Source organism: Telluria sp. ZT3P25 (genome assembly GCF_059685895.1).
The window spans coordinates 2,644,036-2,668,443 of sequence record NZ_JCASIJ010000001.1 but is presented as its reverse complement, the minus strand read 5'-3'; the positions used below and the strand labels follow the sequence as shown (position 1 = coordinate 2,668,443).

Genomic DNA, 24,408 nt, shown 5'->3' with positions numbered 1-24,408 from the left:
GAGATAAGTGGCTATTGCCGAGTGGCAAAATTGCGACAAACGCGGTTTGTTGCTGCGAATCATCAAGGCGCTTTCCTGCGCTGTACAGCCCTGGTTTTAGCCAGGGTTTCATAGGGAACCAGATGGGTTTGTAAGACAAACTCCTATGGGTCCGTCTCGTCGTTCACTGACTGAAAATACAGACTTTCTCCAATTTGAGAATAGTTTCCCCACGGTCAGAATCTATCTCATCGGCAACACAACGGCAGCCGACACAACGACCGGAGAGAGAAAATGACGATGAACGACATGATGGCTGAAATTCGCGACGCTAACCTGAGCTACCTGATGCTGGCCCAGCAAATGATCCGTGCCGACAAGGTCACCGCCATTTTCCGCCTGGGCGTCTCGGCCGACATCGCCGACCTGATCGAAGGCATGAGCAATGCGCAGATCCTGAAGCTCGCCGGCGGTAACATGATGCTGGCCCGCTTCCGCTTCGACGACAGCGCGATCCTGTCGATGCTGACCAGCCACACGAAGGAACGCAGCCTGGCCCAGTCACACGCCGCCATCCTGATGGCCGGTCAGCCAGTCGAAGAGATCGTATAATCGCTGCCAGCGGCCTTGCTGTAAGGCCGACAGAGCCGGGAGCCGTATCGCCATGAGTAAAAAGAGCGTTGTCACCGAGGCGCAGGAAATCCAGCTCGCCATTGAACTGATCAACCTTGGCGCACGCCTGCAACTGCTCGAGACCGAAGTCTCGCTGTCGCGCGAACGCCTGCTCAAGCTGTACAAGGAGCTCAAGGGTGTCTCTCCACCCAAGGGCATGCTGCCGTTTTCGACCGACTGGTTCCTGACCTGGCAACCGAATATCCATTCGTCGTTGTTCATCAATATCCACCAGTTCCTGGTGGAGCATGCCGGCGCCACCGGCATCCAGGCCGTCATGAAGGCCTACAAACTCTACCTCGAACAAATGCCGCCGGCACCGAACGAAGAGCCGTTGCTCTCGCTCACGCGCGCCTGGACGCTGGTGCGCTTTTTCAATGGCGGCATGCTGCAACTGGCGCCATGCAGCAAGTGCCAGGGCAAGTTCATCGTCAACGCGCTCGACCTCAACAGCGACTACCTGTGCGGCTTGTGCCACATGCCTTCGCGCGCGGGCAAGACCCGCAAGGCCAAGGAAGCGCTCGACCAGGCGAGGGCCGATGAACAAGCCGAGCAGGCCGGGCAGGCCGAAGGCAAGGCTGCCGGCCTCGACCCGGCCTGATCCAGCGCGCCGGCATATACCCTTGCCAGCATCACCTTCTTCCCCGTCGCCCCGGCGTCTGCTGGGCGCGCCCGCGATCCGGGCGCTGCTGCTCCAGCTCGCCGCCTTTCCCCTCACGCTCGCCATCATCTACCTGCTCGCCACGGGCGGCCTGGTCGTCTCGTACTGGCACGTGGCCCTGGTCCAGGGCCTTGTAGCGGCCGGCCTGACCTGGTGGCGCGGCCTGGCGATCTGGTGGCGCGCGATCCAGTTCGGTTTTCCGCTGGCGCTGCTGGCGACCAGCACGCTGGCGATTCCGCCGCTGGCGTTTTTGTTCGTTTTCTTGTTCCTGCTGCTGCTGTACTGGTCGACCTACCGCACGCAGGTGCCGTATTACCCGTCCGGACGCAAGGTGTGGGAGGCAGTTGACGCCGCGCTGCCACAGGGCAGGGCGGTGCGGGTAATCGATATCGGCAGCGGCATCGGCGGACTGGTGCTGGCACTGCAGCGCCGCCGGCCAGACGCGCGCATCGAAGGCATCGAGCTTGCACCGCTACCGTGGCTGGCAAGCTTTGCGCGTGCCCGGCTGGCACGCAGCCCGGCCGCCTTCATCCGTGGCGACTATGAACGACTCGACCTCGGCGACTACGACGCCGTGTTCGCTTACCTGTCCCCGGCCGCGATGAGCGCGCTGTGGCGCAAGGCAGCGCGCGAGATGCGTCCCGGTTCGATGCTTTTCAGTTACGAATTTATCGTTGTCGGACAAACACCGACACGTGTTGTGCATCCATACACAAATGGGCCCGCATTGTATATATGGGACTTTTAAGAGACAAACGGTGAGTTTCCGGGGTGGTTTTGCTTGCCGGACAGCACTTCTCCAGCTAAAGTAATTCCCTGAATAAACATTTTCTGACATTACCGGTTCCGAGTCGTCATGTCGCGACACGTTACGGGTTTTCTGGAGCGACATCCTTTGCTAGTTATTGTTGGTTACATCATCGTCTGTGCCTGCGTGTTCGGCGGCTTTGCCCTGGCGGGTGGTCACCTTGCGTCGCTGTGGCAGCCGATCGAGCTGTTGATGATTGGCGGCGCCGCGTTCGGCGCTTTGTTCGTCGGTAACAGCGGCAAGGCCATCAAGGCCACGCTCAAGGCGTTTCCCAGCATTTTCAAGGGCTCGAAGTACACGAAGGACATGTACATGGAACTCATGGCGCTGCAATTCGACGTGCTGTCCAAGGTGCGCAAGGAAGGCCTGATGTCGATCGAGGGCGATATCGAAGCCCCGGACGCCTCGCCGCTGTTTTCCAAGTACCCGGCCGTCGTGTCCGACCATCACATCGTCGAATTCATGACCGATTACCTGCGCCTGATGGTGTCCGGGAACATGGACGCGATGCAGATCGAAAACCTGATGGACAACGAGATCGAAACCCACCACCACGAAGGCGCCATTCCGGCCCACGTGATCGCCAAGATCGGTGACGGCCTGCCGGCCTTCGGTATCGTGGCGGCGGTGATGGGCGTGGTCCACACGATGGAATCGGTCGGCTTGCCGCCGGCCGAGCTGGGCATCCTGATCGCCAAGGCGCTGGTCGGTACGTTCCTGGGCATCCTGCTGGCGTATGCGTTCGTCAGCCCGCTGTCCACCGTGCTGGAGCAGAAGCTCGAAGAGTCGACCAAGATGTTCCAGTGCGTGAAGGTGACGCTGCTGGCGAGTCTGAACGGCTATGCGCCGGCGCTGGCCGTGGAATTCGGCCGCAAGGTGCTGTACTCGACCGAGCGCCCGACCTTCGCCGAGCTCGAAGAACACATCAAGAAGAAGAAGTAAGCCGCGATGACCGCATTCGATCTTTCGCCGGCGTACACCAGGGAGCATGAGCGTGGCTGACGACAACGCACGTCCCATTGTCATCAAGCGCATCAAGAAGGTGGCCGCCGGCCACCACGGCGGCGCCTGGAAAATCGCGTACGCCGACTTCGTGACCGCGATGATGGCGTTCTTCCTGCTCATGTGGCTGCTGGGCTCGACCGCCAAGGGCGACCTGGTGGGCATCTCGGAATACTTCAAGACCCCGCTGAAGGTGGCGATGCAGGGCGGCTCGGGCTCGGGCGATTCGTCGTCGGTGATCCAGGGCGGCGGTGAAGACCTGACGCGCACCGCCGGGCAGGTCAAGCGCGGCGACTCGGCGCCGGCCAACAAGAGCTACGACCTGCAGGCGGCCAAGGCGGCGCTGGCGCGCGAAGAGGGCGAGCGCCTGAAGACGTTGAAGGCGCGCATCGAGTCGGCCATCGAAGTCAATCCGATGCTCAAGAAGTACCAGAACCAGCTGCTGCTCGACATCACCAGCGAAGGCTTGCGCATCCAGATCGTCGACGAAAAGAACCGGCCGATGTTCGCGATGGCCAAAGCCGAGCTGCAGCCGTACACGAAGGAAATCCTGCACATCATCGGCATGGTGCTCAACGAGGTGCCGAACAAGCTGGGGATCTCGGGCCACACCGATTCGACGCCGTACCACAGCGACGCCGGTTACAGCAACTGGGAACTCTCGGCCGACCGCGCCAACGCCTCGCGGCGCGAAATGGTGCTGGGCGGCCTGCAGGACGACAAGGTGCTGCGCGTGGTGGGACTGGCCTCGGCCGCGAACCTGGATGCCAAGGACCCGTTCAGCCCGATCAACCGGCGCATCAGCATCATCGTCATGAACAAGCGCACCGAAGACGCAGTGCGGCGCGATGCGTCCACGCTGGACGTGCCGGCCGAAGACGCCGAGGCGGCAGCAACGGCAACACTGAATGCGGTGAAACCGTGATGACCGACGCCGTGCGGGCAGGTTTGGAGAGAACACGATGACAAGAAAAAAGATACTCGGATCGCACGTCAAACGCCTGCTGTCGGGCGTGTCGGTGCATGGCCGGCGCCACCTGACCGAGGTGGAAGCCGACCTGCTCCAGACTGAATTGCTGCTCGAAGAAGCCATCGACAAGCTCACCGGCAGTTTTGTGGCGGTGCACGCCGTCGTCGGTGCGCGCCAGGAAGCGATCGACCGCATGCTCGCCGGGGGCGAACTGTCGCTTGAGGATCGTGCTTTGCTTGGCTCGATGTCGGACGATGTCAGCGAACACGTGAATACGGCGATCACGAGCATGCAGTTCCAGGATCTGACGGCGCAGCTGATCGAACGGACGCTGCGCCGCGTGTCGGGCTTGCGTGACTTTCTGGGCACGCTGAACGATCATGGCGCGGAGATCGCCCCGGATACCGGCAGCGACGAAATCGTCGACCGCCTGGGCCAGGTCAGTGTGGCGCTGGCAATCCAGTCGCTGCAACTGCGCAGCACGCTGCGCAGGTCGGTCGAACAGAAACACCTGGAAAGCGGCGACGTCGAGCTGTTCTGACCGCGCCGCCGCAGCCCCGTAGTCACCTAACAACCAATTCAACCCGGGTCCGCCCGGTGTAAAACAGCAGGAGCACAAGATGGCAAAAACGATTCTCGCAGTCGACGATTCCAGTTCACTACGCCAGATGGTGGCTTTCAGTCTGAAGGCCGCCGGCTACCATGTGGTGGAAGCCGTGGACGGCCAGGATGGCCTCGACAAGGCGAAGCTGCAGGCTGTCGACCTGGTGCTGACCGACCAGAACATGCCGAAGATGGATGGCCTGGCGCTGATCAAGTCGCTGCGCACGCTGCCTGGCTACGCCAAGACGCCGATCCTGATGCTGACCACCGAGTCGTCGGACGAGATGAAATCGAAGGGCCGCGCTGCCGGCGCCAATGGCTGGCTGGTCAAGCCGTTCGATCCGCAGCGCCTGATCGAGGTGGTCAAAAAAGTGATCGGTTAAGCCATGAATTTTGGCTTAGGCAACCACGAGCGGACATCCCCATGAGCATCGACATCAGCCAGTTTTACCAGGTCTTTTTCGACGAAGCAGAAGAACTGCTCGCCGAAATGGAACGCCTGCTGCTGGGCGTCGATCTGGCAGCGCCCGACGCCGAGGACCTGAACGCGATCTTCCGCACCGCGCATTCGGTCAAGGGCGGCGCATCCACGTTTGGCCTGACCGACATGTGCGACGTGACGCACGTGCTCGAGTCGCTGCTCGACCGTATCCGCAAGGGCGAGATGGCGCTGACCTCGAATCACGTGGACGCGTTTTTGGCGGCCAAGGACGCGCTCAAGATGCAGCTGGACGGCCATCGCCATGGCAAGCACGTCGACCAGGAAGTCGTCGCCAACGTGCGCATGGCACTGCATGACCTGGCCGAAGGCGTCGTGCCGGTAGCGCCGGTCGTGGCACCGTCGTATCTGTCGGCGCCGGCGCGCGTCGAACTGCCCACCGAAGGCGCGCACCGCTACAAGATCGAACTGCCGCAAGTAGCGCAGCGCGACATCGATGCGCTGGTCGACGAGCTTGGCCTGATGGGCCGGATCTCGGTCGCGCCGCTCGACGGCGGGCGCACCGCCGTCATCATCACGACGCTGGAAAGCCTGGACGACATCATCGCGATCTGCTCGTTCGTGCTCGATCCCGATGACCTGAAGATCTTCGAGGCGCCGGCGCTCACGCCCGAGCAGCGGCTGATCGAAGCGGCCGAGCGCAAGCGGGTCGAAGACGACCAGGGCTACGGCTTCTTCGGTCCGGACGACGACGTGGCGCCTGCCGCAGGCGAACCGTCCGAAGACGAACTCGGCTACGGTTTCTTCCAGCCGATCGAGCAGATCCGCGCTGCCGCCGGCATCGTCGACAGCACGCCGGAACCGGTCGTGGCGCTCGCCGCGCAGGCCCAGAACGTGGTGGAGCATCTGGCCGAACTGGCGCTGGAAAAGAAAGCTGCGCGCAAGGACGACAAGAACGAATCGTCGTCCATCCGCGTATCGGTCGAGAAGGTCGACCAGCTGATCAACCTGATCGGCGAACTCGTCATCACCAATGCGATGCTCGAGCAGCGCAGCGCCGTGCTCGATCCGATCCTGCATGAGCGCCTGCTGTCGTCGGTCAGCCAGCTCGACCGCAATACGCGCGAGCTGCAAGAGGCGGTGATGTCGATTCGCATGATGCCGATGGACTTCGTGTTTTCGCGCTTCCCGCGCATGGTGCGCGACCTGGCCGGCAAGCTCGGCAAGAAGGTCGACTTCATCACCAATGGCGCGGCCACCGAACTCGATAAAGGACTGATCGAGCGGATCGTCGATCCGCTGACGCACCTGGTGCGCAACTCGATCGACCATGGCGTCGAAATGCCGGCGGCGCGCATTGCTGCGGGCAAGAGCGAAGCCGGGCGCCTGTTCCTGTCGGCCGGGCACCAGGGCGGCCATATCGTCATCGAAGTGGCCGACGACGGCGCCGGCCTGAACCGCGAAAAAATCCTGGCCAAGGCCGCGCAGAACGGGCTGGCAGTATCCGACACGATGACCGACGCCGAAGTCTGGCAACTGATTTTCGCGCCGGGCTTCTCGACCGCCGATACCGTCACCGATGTCTCGGGCCGCGGCGTGGGCATGGACGTGGTCAAGCGCAATATCACCGCGATGGGCGGCACGGTCGACATCCGTTCGGCAGCCGGTTTCGGCACGACGATCTCGATTTCGCTGCCGCTGACGCTGGCGATCCTGGACGGCATGTCGATCCGTAGCGGCGAAGAGATCTACATCCTGCCGCTGTCGTTCGTCGTCGAATCGCTGCAGCCGACGCCACAGGACGTGCGCGAGATCGCCGGCCGCGGGCGCGTGCTGAAAGTGCGCGGCGAATACCTGCCGATGATCCCGCTGTACCAGATGTTCGATATCGAACCGGTGCACCGCGACCCGTCCGATGGCATCGTCGTCATCCTCGAAACCGAGGGCAAGAAGGCCGCGCTGTTCGTCGACGAACTGGTCGGACAGCAGCAGGTGGTGGTCAAGAACCTGGAAGCGAATTACCGCAAAGTCGCCGGCATATCCGGCGCAACCATCATGGGCGACGGTGGTGTCGCCCTGATCCTCGACGTGGCAGCGCTGGTGCGCTCGTCGCGCCAGCTGGCCGACGATCCCGTCGTTCAATAAATTTTATTTTCACTGCAAACAAAGGAATACCATGTCCAACCTGGCAAACACCCTCTCGACCGACGGCACCGCGCACGACGGCGCCGGCAGCGAATTCCTTGCCTTCACCCTGGGTTCGGAAGAATACGGCATCGACATCCTGAAGGTGCAGGAAATTCGCGGCTACGAAGCCGTGACCCGCATTGCCAACGCCCCTGAATTCATCAAGGGCGTGATCAACCTGCGCGGCATCATCATTCCGGTGGTCGACATGCGCATCAAGTTCAAGCTGGGCACCCCGGTGTACGACCAGTTCACGGTCGTGATCATCCTGAACATCGGTGGCCGCATCATGGGCATGGTCGTCGACAGCGTCTCGGACGTCACCACGCTCACGCCAGACCAGATCAAGCCGGCTCCGGAAATGGGCAGCGCCTTCAATTCGGACTACATGATCGGCCTGGGCACCGTCGACGAGCGCATGCTGATCCTGGTCGACATCGACAAGCTGATGTCGTCGAGCGAAATGGGCCTGATCGACAAGCTGGCGGCGTAAGCCACCGTCTGCGTCGGCACCAAGCACAACAATCCGGCCGGCTCTTGGAGCCCGCCATCGTATTCAAGAAAGTCACGCACAGTGCCGCAGCAGAAAACAGAAACCAACAAAGAGTTCGATTTCACACGCCGTGATTTCGAACGCGTGCGCGCGCTGATTCACCAGCGCGCCGGCATTTCCCTGGCCGACAGCAAGCAGGAAATGGTCTACAGCCGCCTGGCCCGGCGCCTGCGCGCGACCGGCATCCAGTCGTTCACGCGCTATCTGGACGACCTGGAAGCAGGGCGCATGGACCGCGAGTGGGAGTCGTTTACCAATGCGCTGACCACCAACCTGACGTCGTTCTTCCGCGAGGCGCATCACTTCCCGCTGCTGCTCGAGCACCTGGTGGCGCTGCACAAGAAGGATCCGCGGCCACTGCGCATCTGGTGCTCGGCCGCGTCCACCGGCGAAGAGCCGTACTCGATCGCGATGACGGCCTGCGAAGCGTTCAACACGCTCACACCGAAAGTCGAGATCATCGCGACCGACATCGACACCAATGTGCTGGCCACGGCGTCCAATGGCGTGTACCCGATGGAGCGCATCGAGAAGGTCTCGCCGGAACGCCTGCGCCGCTTCTTCTTGCGCGGCAAGGGGGCCCATGAGGGCATGGTGCGCATCCGCCCCGAGCTGCGCTCGCTCGTCACGTTCAAACCGCTCAACCTGCTGGCCGATGGCTGGCCGCTGGATGGACAGTTCGATGCGATCTTTTGCCGCAACGTGATGATCTATTTCGACAAGCCGACCCAGCGCACGATCCTGAGCCGCTTCGTGCCGCTGATGAAGGGCCACGGGCTGCTGTTTGCCGGCCATTCCGAGAACTTTTTGTACGTGTCCGATTCCCTGCGCCTGCGCGGCAAGACCGTGTACGAACTCGACGCGCGCACGGCGTAAGAACGAAGGGCGACCATGAACAGCCAATTCGCTACCAATCTCTACCACGATCGCACGTTCGCGATCGATGCCGCCAAGATCCTCCCCGGTGAGTATTTTTACACCAAGGAGAACATGCTGATCTCGACCGTGCTCGGTTCGTGCGTGTCGGCCTGCATCCGTGACCGCGTCACGGGACTGGGCGGCATGAACCACTTCATGCTGCCCGACGGCGCAGCCGAACCCAACAATCCGGTATCGGCCTCGATGCGCTACGGCACCTTCGCCATGGAGATCCTGATCAACGATCTGCTCAAGGCCGGCGCGCGTCGCGAACACCTTGAGGCCAAGGTATTCGGCGGCGGCGCCGTGCTGCGCGGCTTTACCGCGATGAACGTGGGCGAGCGCAATGCCGCGTTCGTCATGCAGTTCCTGAAGACCGAGCGGATTCCGGTGCTGGCCGAAGACCTGAACGACATTTACCCGCGCAAGGTGTTCTTCTTCCCGCGCACGGGCAAGGTCCTGGTCAAGAAGCTGATGCAGACCCATAACGACACGCTGGCCAAGCGCGAACTCGATTACGCCAAACGCCTGAAGGTCGAACCCGTCGGCGGCGCGATCGACCTGTTCTGAGCAACTACGGAGACACCATGAAAATCAAGGTCCTGATCGTCGACGACTCGGCACTGATCCGCAGCGTGATGAGCGAGATCGTCAATTCGCAACCCGATATGGAAGTGGTCGCCACGGCGCCCGATCCCCTTGTCGCGCGCGAGCTGATCAAGAAACACAATCCGGACGTGCTGACGCTCGACGTCGAGATGCCCAAGATGGATGGCCTCGACTTTCTGGAAAAGCTGATGCGTCTGCGCCCGATGCCGGTGCTGATGGTGTCGTCGCTGACCGAGCGCGGCTCGGAAATCACGATGCGCGCCCTCGAGCTTGGCGCGGTCGACTTCGTCACCAAGCCCAAGATATCGATCCAGAGCGGCATGCGCGAGTACGCCGACATGATCGCTGACAAGATCCGCGGCGCCGCGCGCGCACGCATTGCCCCGCGCAGCCGCACGCCCCAGGTGGCCAGTACGCAGCTGTCGGCGCTGAGGAGCCCACTCATTTCGTCCGAAAAACTGATCATCATCGGCGCCTCGACCGGTGGTACCGAAGCGATCCGCGAATTTTTGATGCAGATGCCGTCCGACTGCCCGGGCATCCTGATTGCCCAGCACATGCCGGAAGGCTTCACCACGTCGTTCGCCAAGCGCCTCGATTCGCTGTGCAAGATCAGCGTGGTCGAGTCGGCCGGCAACGAGCGGGTGCTGCCCGGCCACGCCTACATCGCGCCCGGTCACTCGCATCTGTTGCTGGTGCGCTCCGGTGCCAACTACATGACGCGCATCGAGCAGAGTCCGCCTGTCAATCGCCATCGTCCATCGGTCGATGTGTTGTTTCGTTCCGCTGCGCAGGCGGCCGGTAAAAACGCCGTTGGTGTTATCCTGACCGGGATGGGCAAGGACGGCGCGGCGGGCATGCTCGAGATGCGGGAAGCGGGTGCCCACAACTTCGCTCAGGACGAAGCGAGCTGTGTGGTGTTCGGCATGCCGCGTGAAGCCATTGCCATCGGCGCTGCCCACGAAGTCGGTCCATTGCAGGCTTTACCGCGCCTCGTACTCGATCATCTGGCCGCCCAAGGCAGCCGGGCGTTGCGCGTTTGAACTGAATTCATCATCCTTCCATGCTTTGTGGGCTATTTTATCGCCGCAGAGCAACAAAAATGCTATTCTTGCGTCTGTAAAAGTAGCTTACCCAACAAACCAAATTAGTAGATTCAAACGGAGTAATTCATGGCTGATCCAAAGATGCGTTTTCTGGTTGTTGACGATTTCTCGACGATGCGCCGCATCGTCCGGAATCTGTTGAAAGAACTGGGTTATGCCAACGTCGACGAAGCAGAAGATGGCGTCATGGCGCTGGCAAAACTGCGCAGTGAATCGTTCGACTTCGTCGTGTCGGACTGGAATATGCCGAATATGGACGGCTTGACCATGCTGCAGAATATTCGTGCCGACCCGGCACTGGCCAAGCTGCCAGTGCTGATGGTGACCGCCGAAGCGAAGAAAGAAAACATCATCGCAGCAGCACAGGCAGGCGCCAGCGGCTACGTCGTCAAGCCATTCACGGCTGCGACGCTGGACGAAAAGCTGAACAAGATTTTCGAGAAACTGGACAAAGCCGGAGCCTGAAATGGTTGAGCAGAACACCGCGCCTGTTGCAGGCGCGTCCTCGCACGATGAGGTGCTGAGCCGGGTCGGTCATATGACCCGTGCGCTGCACGAGAATCTGCGCGGCCTGGGTCTCGACAAGTTGATCGAGAAAGCCGCGAGCGACATCCCCGATGCGCGCGACCGGCTCGATTACGTGGCGCAGCTGTCCGAACAGGCTGCCAAGAAGGTGCTGGACGCAACTGACGCAGCCGGCCCGCTGCAGGATGCCATCGAAACGCGTTCGACCGACCTCAAGGCCGGTTGGCAGGCGCTTCTGGATGCGCCTGCATCTGAGACAACGGATGCCCAATGGCGCGCGCTGGCGCAGCGCACGATTGCCGGCCTGGACGAGTCACGTGCGGGGGCGGTTGCCACCCGCGGCGAACTGATGAGCATCATGATGGCGCAGGATTTCCAGGACCTCACCGGCCAGGTCATCGGCCGCATCACGGGTATTGCGCAGAATCTTGAAAAGCAGCTGGTCCAGGTCCTGATCGATTTCGCACCAAGCGAGATCAAGCGCGAACTGGACAATGGCCTGATGAACGGTCCACAAATCAAGCCGATTGGCACTGAGGTCGTGGCAAACCAGGGGCAGGTCGACGACCTGCTCGACAGTCTCGGGTTCTGAGCTTGCGCCGAGCAATTTAAAACGGCGCCTCCATGCATCGCACCAACTTCATTGTCCGTGAACCGCTGCTCGATCCCCGGCAGCGCGTTCTCGGTTACGAGCTGTCGTGGCAACAGCACGATGGCCGTATCCCGACCGGCCTCGATCTCGAAGGCCTGGTCGGCTTCGTTGCCGAGCACGTCAACCATGTCGACCAGGGTTGGCTGCTGCGCGACAAGATCCTGTTCCTGGACGCCGTGCCGGCCATGCTGTCGACCGATGCGCTCCATGCGCTGCCACCGGAACACACGGTCCTCGCCTTCGATATCCGCCAGTTGACCGACGTCGACGTGCGCTCGGCCGTGCAGGCGGTGCGCGCCGGTGGCGTGGGCGTGGCCATCCGTGGCTGCGACCTTACTCTGCTGGGGCGCAACCTGGCGCCGTATGCCTCGTATGTCGAGGTGCGTTTTACGGGTAGCGACGTGGCCGACCAGGCCCGGACCTACGCCAGCGCCAAGCATTCGGCGCTGCGCATGGTTGGGCGGCCGGTGGGCACATGGGCCGATTTCGATGCCTGCGCCGCACTTGGCCTGGATGCCTTTGTCGGCAAGCTGCACCTGACGCCCCGGCCGGGTAATCCCGTCAAGGGCATGAACCCGAGCCAGCAAATCATCCTGCAACTGATGCAGATGGTGCAGGCCAATGACGACGTGGGGCGCCTCGAAAGCGTGCTCAAACGCGATCCGGCACTGACCTACAAGCTGCTGCGCTACATCAATACCGCCGGCTTTGGTGCAGGGCGCGAAGTGCAATCGCTGCGTCAGGCCATCTCGCTGCTCGGCTACGCGCCGTTGTACCGCTGGCTGGTGCTGTTGCTGGCCACGGCCAGCGCCAGCGGCTATTCGCCGGTGCTGATGGAAACGGCCGTCGTGCGCGGCCGCCTGGCCGAATTGCTGGGGCAAAAGACCCTGGGCCGGGGCGCGGCCGAACACCTGTTCGTGGCCGGCATGTTCTCGCTGCTCGACCGCCTGCTGGGCCTGTCCATGCAGGAAGTGCTCGATGCAATTCAATTGCCCGACGAAGTCGTCAAGGCATTGACGAAACGCGAAGGCAGTTACGGGCCGTATCTCGCGCTGGCCGAAGCCTGCGAGCTCAATTCGAACCTGGTAGCGTCGCTGGCGGCAGCGGTTTCCCTGAGCCCGGCCGACGTCAACGAAGCGCATCTGTCCGCGCTGGCGTGGGCGCAAAGCGTGGGGCTGGACGGATAGGGCGCCGACCTGCCGCCGCCTGTGCATACGTGGCGGCGTCCGTTTGGCGGCTCTGCTAGCATGTCGGATGAAAAATATTCTGCTGGTCGACGACCTGGGCATCGATGTCATGCTGACGCAGCTGGCCCTGCAAGAGTTCGCGTTCGACCATCAGCTGGTCGTGGCAAGCGATGGCGCACAAGCGTATGAGATCATCCGCCAGCAGCACATCGATCTGTTACTCCTCGATATCAAGATGCCACAGGTCGACGGCTTCGAGCTGCTGGCGCGCCTGCGCGCCGAGGCCCTGGCCGCGATGCCCGTCATCATCGTGTCTGGGTCTGGCCTCGCGGCCGACCGCGCCCGTGCCGAAGCACTCGGTGTCGACGACTATGTGCAGAAAGCCGTCGATTACACCGGTTTCAAGCGCGAGTTACGGGCAGCGCTGGTGCGCCAGGGCTGCCCGGCGGGCTGAGGCACGCGGGGCGGCCCGAACGATCAGATTTCCAGATTGTCGATCAGGCGCGTGTTGCCCAGCTTGGCTGCGGCAAGCACGACCAGCGGTTCGCCATTGGTCAGGTCGGCCGCGTCCGGCGCCTGCAGGTCGCCGCGCTTGCGCACCGAGATGTAGTCGGGCTTCCAGCCGCGCTCGGCCAGCGCCGCCATCGCGCGCGCTTCGACTTGCGCAATATCCCGCTCGCCGCCACGCACGCTGTCAGCCACTGCATTCAGGTTCTGGTACAGCACCGGCGCTTCAGCCCGCTCGGTCTCCGACAGATAGCCATTGCGCGACGACAGCGCCAGACCATCTTCGGCGCGGTAGGTTTCGGCGCCGATGATCTGGGTTGGCATTGCGAACTGGCGCGCCATGTTCCGCACGATCATCAGCTGCTGATAATCCTTCTTGCCGAACACGGCCACGCGCGGCTGCACGCATGAGAACAGCTTGGTGACGACCGTGCAGACACCTTCAAAGAAGCCGGGACGGAATTCGCCTTCCAGCGTGCTGCCCAGGCCATCGGGCGGGCGCACACGGTACTCTTGCGGCTCCGGGTACAGGTCTTTCTCGGTCGGCGCAAACAGCACGTAGACGCCTTCTTTTTCCAGCTTGGCCACGTCTTCGTGGAACGTGCGCGGGTACTTGTCGAAGTCTTCGTTGGGGCCGAATTGCAGGCGGTTGACGAAGATCGAGGCAACCACCGGGTCGCCGTGGCGGCGCGCCAGGCGCATCAGCGACAGGTGGCCTTCGTGCAGATTGCCCATCGTCGGCACGAACGCCGTGCGCAGCTGGCCGCTGAGCTGGTCGCGCAGCTCGTCAATGGAAGAGATGATTTTCATGTTGGATCGGTTCAGGAAAGGCCGGCTTCAAGCCGGTGAATAGGCCAGGCGCACGTAAATCGGTGCGAACGGTTCGGCCTGGGTAATTTCAATCAAGGTTTCTTTGGCAAGTTCGAGCATGGCCACGAAGTGGACGACGACGATCGGCACCGTGTGCTGGCCCGCAAACAGGTCGCCGAATTCTACGAAGCGCTGCGACTGCAGCGTGCGCAGGATGGCCGACATGTGCTCGCGTACCGACAGTTCCTGGCGCCCGATCCGGTGATGCTGGGTCAGCTTGGCGCGGCGCAGTACATCGAGCCACGCGCGCTGCAAGTCCCAGGGATCGACATCCGGCAGCGGCTGGACCAGGCCCTGTTCCACGAACAGCTCGGGCCGGACAAAATCACGGCCTTCTTGCGGCACATTGCCCAGCGCGACAGCAGCGGTCTTGATCTGCTCATAGTCCAGCAAACGGCGCACCAGTTCGGCGCGCGGGTCGCCCGCATCCTCGATCAATTCGTCCTGGCGTTTGGGCAGCAGCATGCGCGACTTGATTTCGATCAGCATTGCCGCCATCAACAGGTACTCCGCGGCCAGCTCGAGATTGCTCTTGCGGATCTGCTCGACATAGACGAGGTATTGCAGGGTGACCTGCGCCATCGGAATATCGAGGATATTGAAGTTTTGCCGCCGGATCAGGTACAGCAGCAGATCGAGCGGTCCTTCAAAGGCGTCAAGAAAGATCTCGAGCGCGTCGGGCGGGATGTACAGGTCGTTCGGCAAGCGCGTGAGCGGTTCGCCGTACAGGCGTGCCAGGGTGGCGTCGACCGGCGCAGGATGCGGTGTGTCGTTGGCGGGCTGGACGGGCTGAGGATGCACCTCGTGCCCGTCAGCCGCCCCTTCGGGCATCATGCGCGCGACCGTCCTCAGACCTTGTTCTGGTACGGATAGGCGCGCTGACGCAGGCGCGACTCTTCAGTGCGTGCCTGTTCGTCGAGCGAGACGGGGGCTTTGTCCCACAGCAGCGCGCGACCGGCCACCTGGCCTGCATCCATCTCGGGATGCTGTTTCTTCAGTTCCGAGATGAACTTGGTGTGCTCGGATTCGTAGTTCACGTGTTTTTTCGAGAAGATCATGATTGGCTTCGTGGGTGCAATGGAACAGCGGCTTGATGACACCTGGGGCGGGGCAGATTCTTGCGTCCCCCCAGGTGTCGTCAAGTATGACGATGTTGCGCTTACTTGTGCAGTGCGTTCAACTGGCGTGCGATGATGTCGTGGTTCAGCCACAGCACCGGCGCGATCTTTTCCGACGCGCCATGGAACATCAGCGGGCCGGCGCCTTCCAGCACGAGGCTGGACAGGTGATCGGTGATCAGCGCTTTCTTGTCCTTGTGCAGTGCCGTGATGGCTTCCGAGGTGCCGATCATCACATCGGCCAGGGCCGGCGTGTTGTCCATCGGCCAGGCCTCGAAATTGCGGAACTCGGCGCTGGTGGCGTCGTTGTTGTAGCCCTCGATGGTATCGAGCAGCTGCTGCAGCGACGTGCCTTCACCCAGCAGTTCTTCGCAGATGCGCCATTGCTCGTCGGCCCAGGCGCCGCCGCCTTCGCGCTTGAGCGCGACCAGGAGCGGGAACAGTGACAGTTCGACGCCGACGAAGATGTCCGACGAATTCGTGCGGATCTCCGGGCAGTTGAACACGGTGGCGGTGATGCCGCTCTTCCACGCTGCTTCGGCCACCGACTCCAGGCGCATCTTGGCGTAGCCCTGCGTGTAGTTGGTGTAGGTCTGCCAGTGGTACTCGCCGCCGATCAAAATCTCGGTGCCGTGGTAACCATAGGCCGTGTAGCGCACTTCGCCGCCGCCTTGCGTGACGCGGTCGCGGATGCTGGCCGAGGCGTCGATCAGGTACTTGAGCGTGTTGGCCGAGACTTCGTCGAAGTTCATCAGGATCAACTTGCCCAGATCGCTCTCGAGCAGGGCGCGCGAGGACATGAAGCGCTCGCCACGGCCTTTGTAGATGCGATTGGCAATGGCCAGGAAGGCCTTGATCTTCGGGATGCCGCCTGCCATCGTGTGGGCGAAGAACACATTCGCGCCCTGTGGCACCAGCTTGTCGATCTCCTGCATGACCTGAGCGGCCGAGGTCGTGAAGCGGCGCACGCCGGCTTCGCGGCAACGCTCGATGTGTTCCCAATCCAGCGTTTCTTCCTGCCAGGTTTTAAGCGTGATCCCGGACAGCATCTCGGTCGGGTTCTTTTCGCCCTCCGGTGCATCCATGTCGAAGCCCGCCATCAGCGGCACATTGATGATGCGGCCGCCCAGTTTTTCTTCGGCTTCAGCCAGTTCGGCCGCGTCCAGCGGACGCAGCGCGCCGGTCTCGTCACGGCGGCCCACGGTGATGCCGACGATCGTCATGCCGGCAGCGCGCGCTTCGTCGATCAGGCCATTCACGTAGCCGCGGCCGAACAGTTCACCGAACAGGACGAACACGTCGCCTTTGCGGAACACGTTGGCGGTCGGAATATGGCGCAGGGGAGTCAAATCGGTCATGGTTCTTGGCTACCTATCAAAAGAGTTTGTAGGGCGTCTTGTCATAGTTTAAACATGGCATTGTACACCCGGTACTGGCCCCGGAAATGGCGTACGGGGCCGTCCGGCGGCTGGCTGGCGGCCACATCATCGTGGCACGCCAGGCCAGGCGCCGGCGTGAAGCATCAGCGGATGCGCATGCCTGGCGTCGCGCCCGGCATCGGGTCGAGCAGGTACAGGCCCGGATTGGTTTTCTCGTCAGCGGCGGAGGCGCACAGCACCATGCCTTCGGACACGCCGAACTTCATCTTGCGCGGGGCCAGATTGGCCACCAGCACCGTCAGCTTGCCGATCAGGTCTTCCGGCTGGTACGCCGACTTGATGCCCGAGAACACATTGCGGTGACGGCCTTCGCCGACGTCGAGCGTCAGGCGCAGCAATTTGGTCGAGCCTTCGACGTGTTCGCAGTTGATGATTTTCGCGACGCGCAGGTCGATCTTGGCGAAATCGTCGATCGTGATGGTCGGGGCCAGGGCTTCGATGTCGCCTTCGCCTTCGCCTTCGACGGCATCGGTCGTCGGCGCTGCCGCCGGGGTAGGAGTAGCCGCGGCGGCGACCGCCGGAGCAGGTGCTGCCAAGACCGGCTTGTCGAACAGGTTCTCGACCATCTTGGCGTCGACGCGCTGCATCAGGTGCGTGTAGGTGCCGATGGTGCGTCCGAGCATCGATTCGTAGACGGCGGCGCCATGGGTGTCGGCCCAGCTCAATTCAGCGTCGCCCAGGAATTCGGCGACGCGCGCGGCCACTTGCGGCAGCACCGGTTGCAGCATGATGGTCAGTTGACGGAACAGGATCAGCGCGGTCGTGCAGACGTCGTGCAGTTCGGCCGTTTTGGTCTCGTCCTTGGCCAGGATCCATGGCTTGTGCTCGTCGACGTACTGGTTGATGACGTCGGCGATTTCCATGATTTCGCGCAGTGCGCGGCCATACTCGCGTGCCTCGAAGCTGGCGGCCACCGATGCCTGGCGCTCTGCGCCGTCGTGCATCAGCGCCTTGCAGATCCAGTCGCGGCCCAGCGGCGAGACGCTGTCGGCCAGCTTGCCATCAAAGCGCTTGGCGATGAAGCCGGCGCAGCGGCTGGCGATATTCACGTACTTGCCGATCAGGTCGCTGTTGACGCGGGCCACGAAGTCGTCGCCGTTGAAGTCCAGGTCTTCCACCCTGGCGTTGAGCTTGAAGGCCAGGTAGTAGCGCAGCCACTCCGGATTCATGCCCAGTTCCAGGTAGCGCAGCGGCGAAATGCCGGTGCCGCGCGACTTGGACATTTTTTCATTGTTCACCGTCAGGTGGCCGTGGACGGCGACCTTCAGGTTGTCGATGATCGGGTGGCCCGAGAAATTGAGCATTGCCGGCCAGAACAGCAAGTGGAACGAGACGATGTCTTTGCCGATGAAGTGCAGCTGCTCGGCGGCCGGGTCGTTCAGGAACGCTTCGACATCCAGGCCCTGCTTGTCGAAATAATTCTTCAGGCTGGCCAGGTAGCCGACCGGCGCATCCAGCCACACATAGAAGAACTTGCCCGGCGCATCCGGAATCGGGATGCCGAAGTAGGGCGCATCGCGCGAGATGTCCCAGTCAGCCAGCTTTTCACCGGCTTCGCCCAGCCACTCGGACACCTTGTTGACCATTTCCGGCTGCAGGCGGCCCGGAGTGTTCAGCCATTCCTTGAGGAAGGCGAAGCAGCGCGGGTCGGACAGCTTGAAGAAGTACTGCTCCGACGGCTTGAGCACGGGCGTGGAGCCGGTAAAGACCGAGAACGGGTTGATCAGTTCGGTCGGCTGGTAGGCGGCGCCGCAGACTTCGCAGTTGTCGCCGTACTGGTCCTTGGCGTGGCACACCGGGCACTCGCCCTTGATGTTGCGGTCGGCCAGGAACATGCCCTTGACCGGATCGTAGAAGCGATCGACGGTCTTGGTGACGATCAGGCCGGCATCGCGCAGCTTGCGGTAGATGCCTTGCGAGAGTTCGACGTTCTCGGGCGAATCGGTGGAGTACCAGTTGTCGAAGGCGATGTGGAAGCCATCGAGATACTGCGCGCGGCCGGCGGCGATCTTGGCCACGAATTCCTGTGGCGTGATGTTTTCTTTTTCGGCCGCGATCATGATCGGCGTGCCGTGGGTATCGTCGGCGCAGACGAAATGCACTTCGCGTTTCTGGCCGCCCTGTGCATTGCCTTCGCGCTGCATTCGCTGGAAGCGGACCCAGATGTCGGCCTGGATGTACTCCATCATGTGGCCGATATGGAAGGCAGCATTGGCGTAGGGCAGTGCGGTGGTGACGAACAGCTTGCGGGTCATGGTTGAAACGCTTCGGTTATATGAAAAGAAGCATTTTAACAGCGGATGGCCCTGTGCGCGCAGGGGGTATTGGCCGTGGTTTACTACCAACAGGCTGGCCGCCCAGCCGTTTTGCGCTACACTTCGCCCCAATATCAATCGGAGAACACCCGGAGAGCACCATGAGCATTACTGAAAGCGATATCAAGACGGCATTGGCGAGCGTGATCGACCCCAATACCACCAAGGATTTCATCACCACCAAGTCGATCAAGAACATCCAGATCGACAACGGTCAGGTCACGTTCGAGCTGGAACTGGGCTACCCGGCCGCCAGTCAGGTCGAGATGCTGCGCCAGATGGCGGCCAGCGCCGTGCTGGCCCTGCCCGGCGTCGAAGGCGTGGCCATCCGCGCCTACAGCAAGATCGTCTCGCACACGGTCCAGCGCGGCATGAAGGTCATGCCGAATGTGAAGAACATCATCGCCGTTGCCTCGGGCAAGGGCGGTGTCGGCAAATCGACGACGGCGGTCAACCTGGCCCTGGCGCTGCATGCCGAGGGCGCCAGCGTCGGTATCCTGGATGCAGACATCTATGGTCCGTCGCAGCCGATGATGCTGGGCGTGAGCGGTCGTCCGCTGACCAACGACGGCAAGAGCATGGAGCCGCTGGAAAACCACGGCATCCAGGTGTCGTCGGTCGGCTTCATGATCGACCCGGATGAGCCGATGGTGTGGCGCGGCCCGATGGCCAGCGGCGCGCTCCAGCAGCTGCTCGAGCAGACCAACTGGCGCGACCTCGATTATCTGATCGTCGACATGCCCCCAGGCACGGGCGACATCCAGCTGACGCTGTCGCAGAAAGTGCCGGTCACGGGCGCCGTGATCGTCACCACGCCGCAGGACATCGCCTTGCTTGATGCACGCAAGGGCCTGAAGATGTTCGAAAAAGTCGGGATCCCGATTCTGGGCGTGGTCGAGAACATGAGCACCCACACCTGCACCAACTGCGGTCACACCGAAGCAATCTTCGGTCACGGCGGTGGTGAAAAGATGTGCGCCGATTTCGGCATCGAGTTCCTGGGCGCGCTGCCGCTGACGATGTCGATCCGCGAGCAGGCCGATGCCGGTCGTCCGACCGTCGTCGCCGATCCGGATGGTGCTGTGGCCGCGGTCTACAAGCAGATTGCACGCAAGGTCGCGATCAAGATCGCCGACAAGGCCAAGGACATGAGCAGCAGGTTCCCGAGCATCGTCGTCAAGAACGACTGACGTCATACGGGCCAGGCACCAGGCCTGGCTGGTTCCCGCAAAGCCCATGCGCAACGCTGTTGTGCATGGGCTTTGTGCATTGTGTGTCCCCATGCCGTGCGGGCAGGTCAGGTTTTTCCTGCTGACAATCTGTTTGAAGATAAACCCTCTCGCAAACTCCCTACCTACACTGCCAGTTCGCGGGGCCCGGCACGCACGTGACCCGCCACGATGCCGGCATGATGCGCCCGGCAACAGACATACCTGCTCTTTTTCGATTGTTGACCCGTCCAGGAGGCGCCGTGCACAACGAATTCATTCCCTTCGATCCAGCGCAGCACGTGGTTGCCGCAGTTGCCGGTCATGGCGGCCAGGAAGCGCACGGCATCGATTTCGCATCGCAGGATTACCTGGCGCTGGCCGCCCATCCGGCCGTGCATGCGGCCGCGCGTCGCGCGTTGTGCGATGCCGGTCTGCACGGCGCCGGTTCGACCGTCCTGGCAGGGCGTGCCCGTTCTGCGCGAGCGCTTGAAGAAGCGTTGGGCGCGCTGGTGGGCCTGGAGCACGTGGCGCTGTTCCCGACGGGCTGGGCAGCCGCTCTCGTGGCCATTGCGGCGCTCGTGCGCGGGGCGGACCATGTCGTGATCGATGCCCAGGCCCACGACTGGCTGCGCCATGGCGTGGCCGGCGCCACCCGTCGGGTCCTGCTGCACCGGCATCTCGATTGTGACCACGTGCGCGAGCTGCTTGACCGGATCCGCGCGGTGGACGCGGTCAACACCATCCTGGTGGTGACCGAAGGGCTGTTTGCCATGGATGCGCACAGTCCCGACCTGCCGCTGTTGCAGCACCTGTGCCGCGAATACCGGGCGACGCTGCTGGTCGATGTCACGCACGATCTGGGCGCGCTGGGTGCGGGCGGCGGGGGCGTTCTGGCCAGCCAGGGCATGACGGGACGGGTCGATATCGTGGCGGGCAGTTTTTCCCCGACCTTCGCCACCGAGGGTGGCTTTGTCGCCTGTGCCGATCGTTCGGCCAGGGATCGCTTGCAGCGGTACGCCGGGCAGCACATGCGCTTCGATGCACTTTCGCCGGTACAGCTGGCGGTGGCCACCGCGAGTCTGGAAATTGCCGTTTCGGCCGAGGGCGAGGCCTTGCGCGCCGCCCTGCTGCGCAACGTCATGGGACTGCGCGCGGCGCTGCAGGCGGCGGGCCAGGATTGCCTGGGTGCGCCAGCGCCGATCGTGCCGGTCTGGACTGGCTCGGAAGCCTCGGCGCGTGTGGCCGCTGCCTGGCTTGCGCATGACGCGGTGCTTGTTCAGCCGGTGGAGTTTCCCGCGGTGCCAGCGGGCGCCGCGCGCCTGTGTCTGCACGTGATGGCGCAGCATGCGCCGGCCCCATTGCAACGCGGCGCGCACCTCGTGGCAAGCGCCTGCGCGCGCGCCGGCGCCGGGCGTGCGCCCCGTACTGTCGGCCAGCAGCGTTATCGTGGCTGAAGGCGTGTTGTGGCCAGGCTCACCGCCGGTGCTGGCCGGGCGGGCATCGGGGTAGAATACGCCTTTTACCTGATTGCTTTCTGCCATGACCGTCCGCACCCGTTTTGCTCCCAGCCCGACCGGCTACCTCCACGTTGGCGGCGCGCGCACCGCGCTGTATTCGTGGGCCTATGCCCGCCATTTTGGCGGCACGTTCATCCTGCGCATCGAAGACACCGACCTCGAACGCTCGACGCCGGAAGCCGTACAGGCCATCCTCGATGGCATGAAGTGGCTGGGGCTGGAGCACGACGAAGGCCCGTTCTACCAGATGCAGCGCATGGACCGCTACCGCGAAGTGGTCGCCGGCATGCTCGACGCCGGCACCGCCTACCTGTGCTACTCGTCGCCCGATGAAGTCGAGGCGATGCGCGAGCGCATGCGCGCAGCAGGCGAGAAGCCGCGCTACGACGGTACCTGGCGTCCGGAAGCCGGCAAGACCCTGCCGGCCGTGCCGGACGGCGTCAAGCCAGTCGTGCGTTTCAAGAATCCGCTCGATGGCGACGTCACATGGACTGACGTGGTCAAGGGCACGATCACGATCGGCAACAAGGAGCTCGACGACCTGGTCATCGCGCGCCCGGACGGCACGCCGACCTATAACTTCTGTGTCGCGGTCGACGACTGGGACATGAAAATCACGCACGTGCTGCGCGGCGACGATCACGTCAACAACACGCCGCGCCAGATCAACATCCTGCGCGCGCTCGGCGCCGAGCTGCCGCTGTACGGCCATCTGCCGATGATTCTGGGTACCGATGGCGCGAAGCTGTCCAAGCGCCATGGCGCCGTGAGCGTCATGGATTATCCGGAGCAGGGCTATCTGCCCGAAGCGATGCTCAATTACCTGGCGCGCCTGGGCTGGAGCCACGGCGACGATGAAGTGTTCACGATGGCGCAGTTCACCGAGTGGTTCAACCTGGAGCACCTGACCGCATCGGCGGCCCAGTTCAATCCTGAAAAACTGAACTGGCTGAACAACCACTACATCAAGGCGGCGGACAACGAACGCCTGGCCACGCTGGCGCTGCCAAAACTCGAGCGCGACGGTGCACGCTTCGATGGCGCGCCGGCGCTGCCAACCGTGCTGGGCCTGATGAAGGAACGCGCAAACACGATCAACGAACTGGCCGATGCCGCCATGCTGTTCTACCGCGATCCGCAACCGGATGCCGAGCAACTGGCGCTGCACCTGACCGAAGCAGTGCGTGGCGCGCTGGCGCTGTTTGCCGAGCGCTGCGCCACGGTGGCGTGGGACAAGGCGTCGCTGGCGGCCATGATCAAGGAAGTGCTGGCGGCACATAGTCTCAAGATGCCGCAACTGGCTATGCCGCTGCGCCTGCTGTTGACGGGGCAGTTGCAGACGCCGGCGATCGATGTGGTGCTCGAGTTGTTTGGCCGCGACGTCGTCCTGGCGCGCGTGCAGAAGGGGCTGTAAAAGCCGCCGGTGGGCACCCCGCTTCAACGTCGCAAAACGTTGTTTGCGAAATGCAAGGGTGTCCTATATAATGCTCGCACTTCAGCGCTGCGGGGGTATAGCTCAGCTGGGAGAGCGCTTGCATGGCATGCAAGAGGTCAGCGGTTCGATCCCGCTTACCTCCACCAACTCTGAAGTGTGGCAGTGGTTTTGCCTTAGTCGTAATGTGATGCTGTGTAGCCAGCAGCAAAGTAGTTCTGCAGTAATCGGTTGTTCACGGTCCCCATCGTCTAGAGGCCTAGGACATCACCCTTTCACGGTGAGTACCGGGGTTCGAATCCCCGTGGGGACGCCAGCGTGCTGGTTAGAATGGCCTGACACAGTATGCGAGCAGCATGCGCTACTGGTCGAAGCAGGTGCAGTGTAGTAAAATGTTGTTTTCCCGTGGGGGGTATAGCTCAGCTGGGAGAGCGCTTGCATGGCATGCAAGAGGTCAGCGGTTCGATCCCGCTTACCTCCACCACGTAAAAGAAAACGACATTCAGGCAGCAGGCAATAACAGCAGTACAAGAGTAATTGAGCAAGTCCAGGGTCCCCATCGTCTAGAGGCCTAGGACATCACCCTTTCACGGTGAGTACCGGGGTTCGAATCCCCGTGGGGACGCCAAGAATTTGGCAGATGTGCCGCGCCAGCGGTGGTACATCGACGTCAGTCGTATCATGCAGTTGCAGTACGCTCGTCAGAGCACAACAGTTTTAGGTCCCCATCGTCTAGAGGCCTAGGACATCACCCTTTCACGGTGAGTACCGGGGTTCGAATCCCCGTGGGGACGCCAGTTTAAAACCGGGGTAGACCAACGCGCTTGCGCGGAGAGGTGCTCCGGTTTTTCTATTGTGGTCGCAGAATTGTGTGCACAATGGTTTGGTAGTAAAGTAGGGTCGCAACATTGTCGTTGTGATGATGTGCGAAAGTTCTTCGCGGTCCGGGTTGCAGTCAGCAATAGCGGGCGACGCACAGCCAGTAGCACGCAGCACCAGTTTTAGGTCCCCATCGTCTAGAGGCCTAGGACATCACCCTTTCACGGTGAGTACCGGGGTTCGAATCCCCGTGGGGACGCCAGACAGAAAGCCGGAGCCGGCCACGATAGTGGGGCTCCGGTTTTTTTT

The 24,408-nt window shown here is 62.4% G+C and carries 24 protein-coding genes and 6 tRNA genes; 25 read left to right on the top strand and 5 right to left on the bottom strand.

What is annotated here, in order from left to right; genetic code table 11:
• The first annotated feature begins 273 nt into the window (after nucleotides 1–273).
• The 16 genes from flhD (at nucleotide 274) to AC56LY_RS11780 (ending at nucleotide 13,325) form a co-directional block, all read left to right on the top strand.
• A complete protein-coding gene (gene flhD, locus AC56LY_RS11855) occupies nucleotides 274–591 on the top strand; it encodes a flagellar transcriptional regulator FlhD (protein WP_332531140.1) in 318 nt (105 codons plus the stop codon).
• 52 nt (nucleotides 592–643) lie between these two features.
• Complete coding sequence (gene flhC, locus AC56LY_RS11850; protein ID WP_499579572.1) at nucleotides 644–1,252, top strand: flagellar transcriptional regulator FlhC; 609 nt, start codon at nucleotides 644–646, stop codon at nucleotides 1,250–1,252.
• A gap of 22 nt (nucleotides 1,253–1,274) precedes the next feature.
• Nucleotides 1,275–2,060, top strand: a complete 786-nt coding sequence (locus tag AC56LY_RS11845; protein ID WP_499579570.1) for a class I SAM-dependent methyltransferase — start codon at nucleotides 1,275–1,277, stop codon at nucleotides 2,058–2,060.
• A gap of 147 nt (nucleotides 2,061–2,207) precedes the next feature.
• Nucleotides 2,208–3,062 (top strand): flagellar motor stator protein MotA, encoded by an 855-nt coding sequence (gene motA, locus AC56LY_RS11840; protein ID WP_258834778.1) that lies wholly within the window; start codon nucleotides 2,208–2,210, stop codon nucleotides 3,060–3,062.
• A gap of 52 nt (nucleotides 3,063–3,114) precedes the next feature.
• A complete protein-coding gene (gene motB, locus AC56LY_RS11835; RefSeq protein WP_499579568.1) occupies nucleotides 3,115–4,047 on the top strand; it encodes a flagellar motor protein MotB in 933 nt (310 codons plus the stop codon).
• A 37-nt stretch (nucleotides 4,048–4,084) separates the two neighbouring features.
• Nucleotides 4,085–4,633 carry a chemotaxis protein gene (locus AC56LY_RS11830; RefSeq protein WP_499579564.1) on the top strand — a complete coding sequence of 183 codons (549 nt, stop codon included), beginning with the start codon at nucleotides 4,085–4,087 and terminating at the stop codon, nucleotides 4,631–4,633.
• Between the two features lie 79 nt (nucleotides 4,634–4,712).
• Nucleotides 4,713–5,078 (top strand): response regulator, encoded by a 366-nt coding sequence (locus tag AC56LY_RS11825; RefSeq protein ID WP_332531146.1) that lies wholly within the window; start codon nucleotides 4,713–4,715, stop codon nucleotides 5,076–5,078.
• A gap of 41 nt (nucleotides 5,079–5,119) precedes the next feature.
• Entirely contained in the window at nucleotides 5,120–7,279 is a 2,160-nt protein-coding gene (gene cheA / locus AC56LY_RS11820) for a chemotaxis protein CheA (protein ID WP_499579560.1), read from the top strand.
• Between the two features lie 31 nt (nucleotides 7,280–7,310).
• A complete protein-coding gene (locus AC56LY_RS11815) occupies nucleotides 7,311–7,814 on the top strand; it encodes a chemotaxis protein CheW (protein ID WP_183558070.1) in 504 nt (167 codons plus the stop codon).
• 81 nt (nucleotides 7,815–7,895) lie between these two features.
• Nucleotides 7,896–8,750 carry a CheR family methyltransferase gene (locus tag AC56LY_RS11810; RefSeq protein ID WP_499579557.1) on the top strand — a complete coding sequence of 285 codons (855 nt, stop codon included), beginning with the start codon at nucleotides 7,896–7,898 and terminating at the stop codon, nucleotides 8,748–8,750.
• Nucleotides 8,751–8,765: 15 nt separating this feature from the next.
• Nucleotides 8,766–9,362 (top strand): chemoreceptor glutamine deamidase CheD, encoded by a 597-nt coding sequence (cheD, locus tag AC56LY_RS11805; protein WP_183558077.1) that lies wholly within the window; start codon nucleotides 8,766–8,768, stop codon nucleotides 9,360–9,362.
• A gap of 17 nt (nucleotides 9,363–9,379) precedes the next feature.
• Complete coding sequence (locus AC56LY_RS11800) at nucleotides 9,380–10,444, top strand: protein-glutamate methylesterase/protein-glutamine glutaminase (RefSeq protein WP_183558080.1); 1,065 nt, start codon at nucleotides 9,380–9,382, stop codon at nucleotides 10,442–10,444.
• 129 nt (nucleotides 10,445–10,573) lie between these two features.
• Nucleotides 10,574–10,972, top strand: a complete 399-nt coding sequence (cheY, locus tag AC56LY_RS11795; RefSeq protein WP_005666673.1) for a chemotaxis response regulator CheY — start codon at nucleotides 10,574–10,576, stop codon at nucleotides 10,970–10,972.
• A gap of 1 nt (nucleotide 10,973) precedes the next feature.
• A complete protein-coding gene (locus tag AC56LY_RS11790) occupies nucleotides 10,974–11,624 on the top strand; it encodes a protein phosphatase CheZ (RefSeq protein WP_499579552.1) in 651 nt (216 codons plus the stop codon).
• Between the two features lie 32 nt (nucleotides 11,625–11,656).
• Complete coding sequence (locus tag AC56LY_RS11785) at nucleotides 11,657–12,871, top strand: EAL and HDOD domain-containing protein (protein WP_499579549.1); 1,215 nt, start codon at nucleotides 11,657–11,659, stop codon at nucleotides 12,869–12,871.
• A gap of 67 nt (nucleotides 12,872–12,938) precedes the next feature.
• Entirely contained in the window at nucleotides 12,939–13,325 is a 387-nt protein-coding gene (locus AC56LY_RS11780; protein WP_499579546.1) for a response regulator, read from the top strand.
• A gap of 23 nt (nucleotides 13,326–13,348) precedes the next feature.
• Here the strand turns inward: AC56LY_RS11780 and panC are convergent, their stop codons facing one another.
• The 5 genes from panC to metG all read right to left on the bottom strand — a co-directional run bounded on the left by panC (nucleotide 13,349) and on the right by metG (nucleotide 19,060).
• Nucleotides 13,349–14,188, bottom strand: a complete 840-nt coding sequence (panC, locus tag AC56LY_RS11775) for a pantoate--beta-alanine ligase (RefSeq protein ID WP_499579544.1) — start codon at nucleotides 14,186–14,188, stop codon at nucleotides 13,349–13,351.
• Between the two features lie 27 nt (nucleotides 14,189–14,215).
• Nucleotides 14,216–15,082 carry a segregation and condensation protein A gene (locus AC56LY_RS11770; RefSeq protein ID WP_499579540.1) on the bottom strand — a complete coding sequence of 289 codons (867 nt, stop codon included), beginning with the start codon at nucleotides 15,080–15,082 and terminating at the stop codon, nucleotides 14,216–14,218.
• Nucleotides 15,083–15,096: 14 nt separating this feature from the next.
• On the bottom strand, nucleotides 15,097–15,306 hold the full coding sequence (locus tag AC56LY_RS11765) for a DUF3460 family protein (RefSeq protein WP_183558098.1): 210 nt from the start codon (nucleotides 15,304–15,306) through the stop codon (nucleotides 15,097–15,099).
• A gap of 101 nt (nucleotides 15,307–15,407) precedes the next feature.
• Nucleotides 15,408–16,724 (bottom strand): enoyl ACP reductase FabMG family protein, encoded by a 1,317-nt coding sequence (locus tag AC56LY_RS11760; RefSeq protein WP_499579536.1) that lies wholly within the window; start codon nucleotides 16,722–16,724, stop codon nucleotides 15,408–15,410.
• 164 nt (nucleotides 16,725–16,888) lie between these two features.
• Entirely contained in the window at nucleotides 16,889–19,060 is a 2,172-nt protein-coding gene (metG, locus tag AC56LY_RS11755) for a methionine--tRNA ligase (RefSeq protein ID WP_499579534.1), read from the bottom strand.
• 161 nt (nucleotides 19,061–19,221) lie between these two features.
• Here metG and apbC point away from each other — a divergent pair, with 161 nt between their 5' ends.
• The 9 genes from apbC (at nucleotide 19,222) to AC56LY_RS11710 (ending at nucleotide 24,361) form a co-directional block, all read left to right on the top strand.
• A complete protein-coding gene (apbC, locus tag AC56LY_RS11750) occupies nucleotides 19,222–20,310 on the top strand; it encodes an iron-sulfur cluster carrier protein ApbC (RefSeq protein ID WP_343025479.1) in 1,089 nt (362 codons plus the stop codon).
• Between the two features lie 281 nt (nucleotides 20,311–20,591).
• Complete coding sequence (locus AC56LY_RS11745) at nucleotides 20,592–21,785, top strand: aminotransferase class I/II-fold pyridoxal phosphate-dependent enzyme (RefSeq protein ID WP_499579531.1); 1,194 nt, start codon at nucleotides 20,592–20,594, stop codon at nucleotides 21,783–21,785.
• Between the two features lie 85 nt (nucleotides 21,786–21,870).
• Nucleotides 21,871–23,262 (top strand): glutamate--tRNA ligase, encoded by a 1,392-nt coding sequence (gene gltX, locus AC56LY_RS11740; protein ID WP_499579527.1) that lies wholly within the window; start codon nucleotides 21,871–21,873, stop codon nucleotides 23,260–23,262.
• Nucleotides 23,263–23,353: 91 nt separating this feature from the next.
• Nucleotides 23,354–23,429 (top strand) — tRNA-Ala (locus AC56LY_RS11735).
• Nucleotides 23,430–23,520: 91 nt separating this feature from the next.
• Nucleotides 23,521–23,596 (top strand) — tRNA-Glu (locus AC56LY_RS11730).
• Between the two features lie 92 nt (nucleotides 23,597–23,688).
• Nucleotides 23,689–23,764, top strand: a tRNA-Ala gene (locus AC56LY_RS11725).
• A 68-nt stretch (nucleotides 23,765–23,832) separates the two neighbouring features.
• A tRNA-Glu gene (locus AC56LY_RS11720) sits at nucleotides 23,833–23,908 on the top strand.
• Nucleotides 23,909–24,001: 93 nt separating this feature from the next.
• Nucleotides 24,002–24,077, top strand: a tRNA-Glu gene (locus tag AC56LY_RS11715).
• Between the two features lie 208 nt (nucleotides 24,078–24,285).
• Nucleotides 24,286–24,361 (top strand) — tRNA-Glu (locus AC56LY_RS11710).
• Nucleotides 24,362–24,408: the final 47 nt, after the last annotated feature.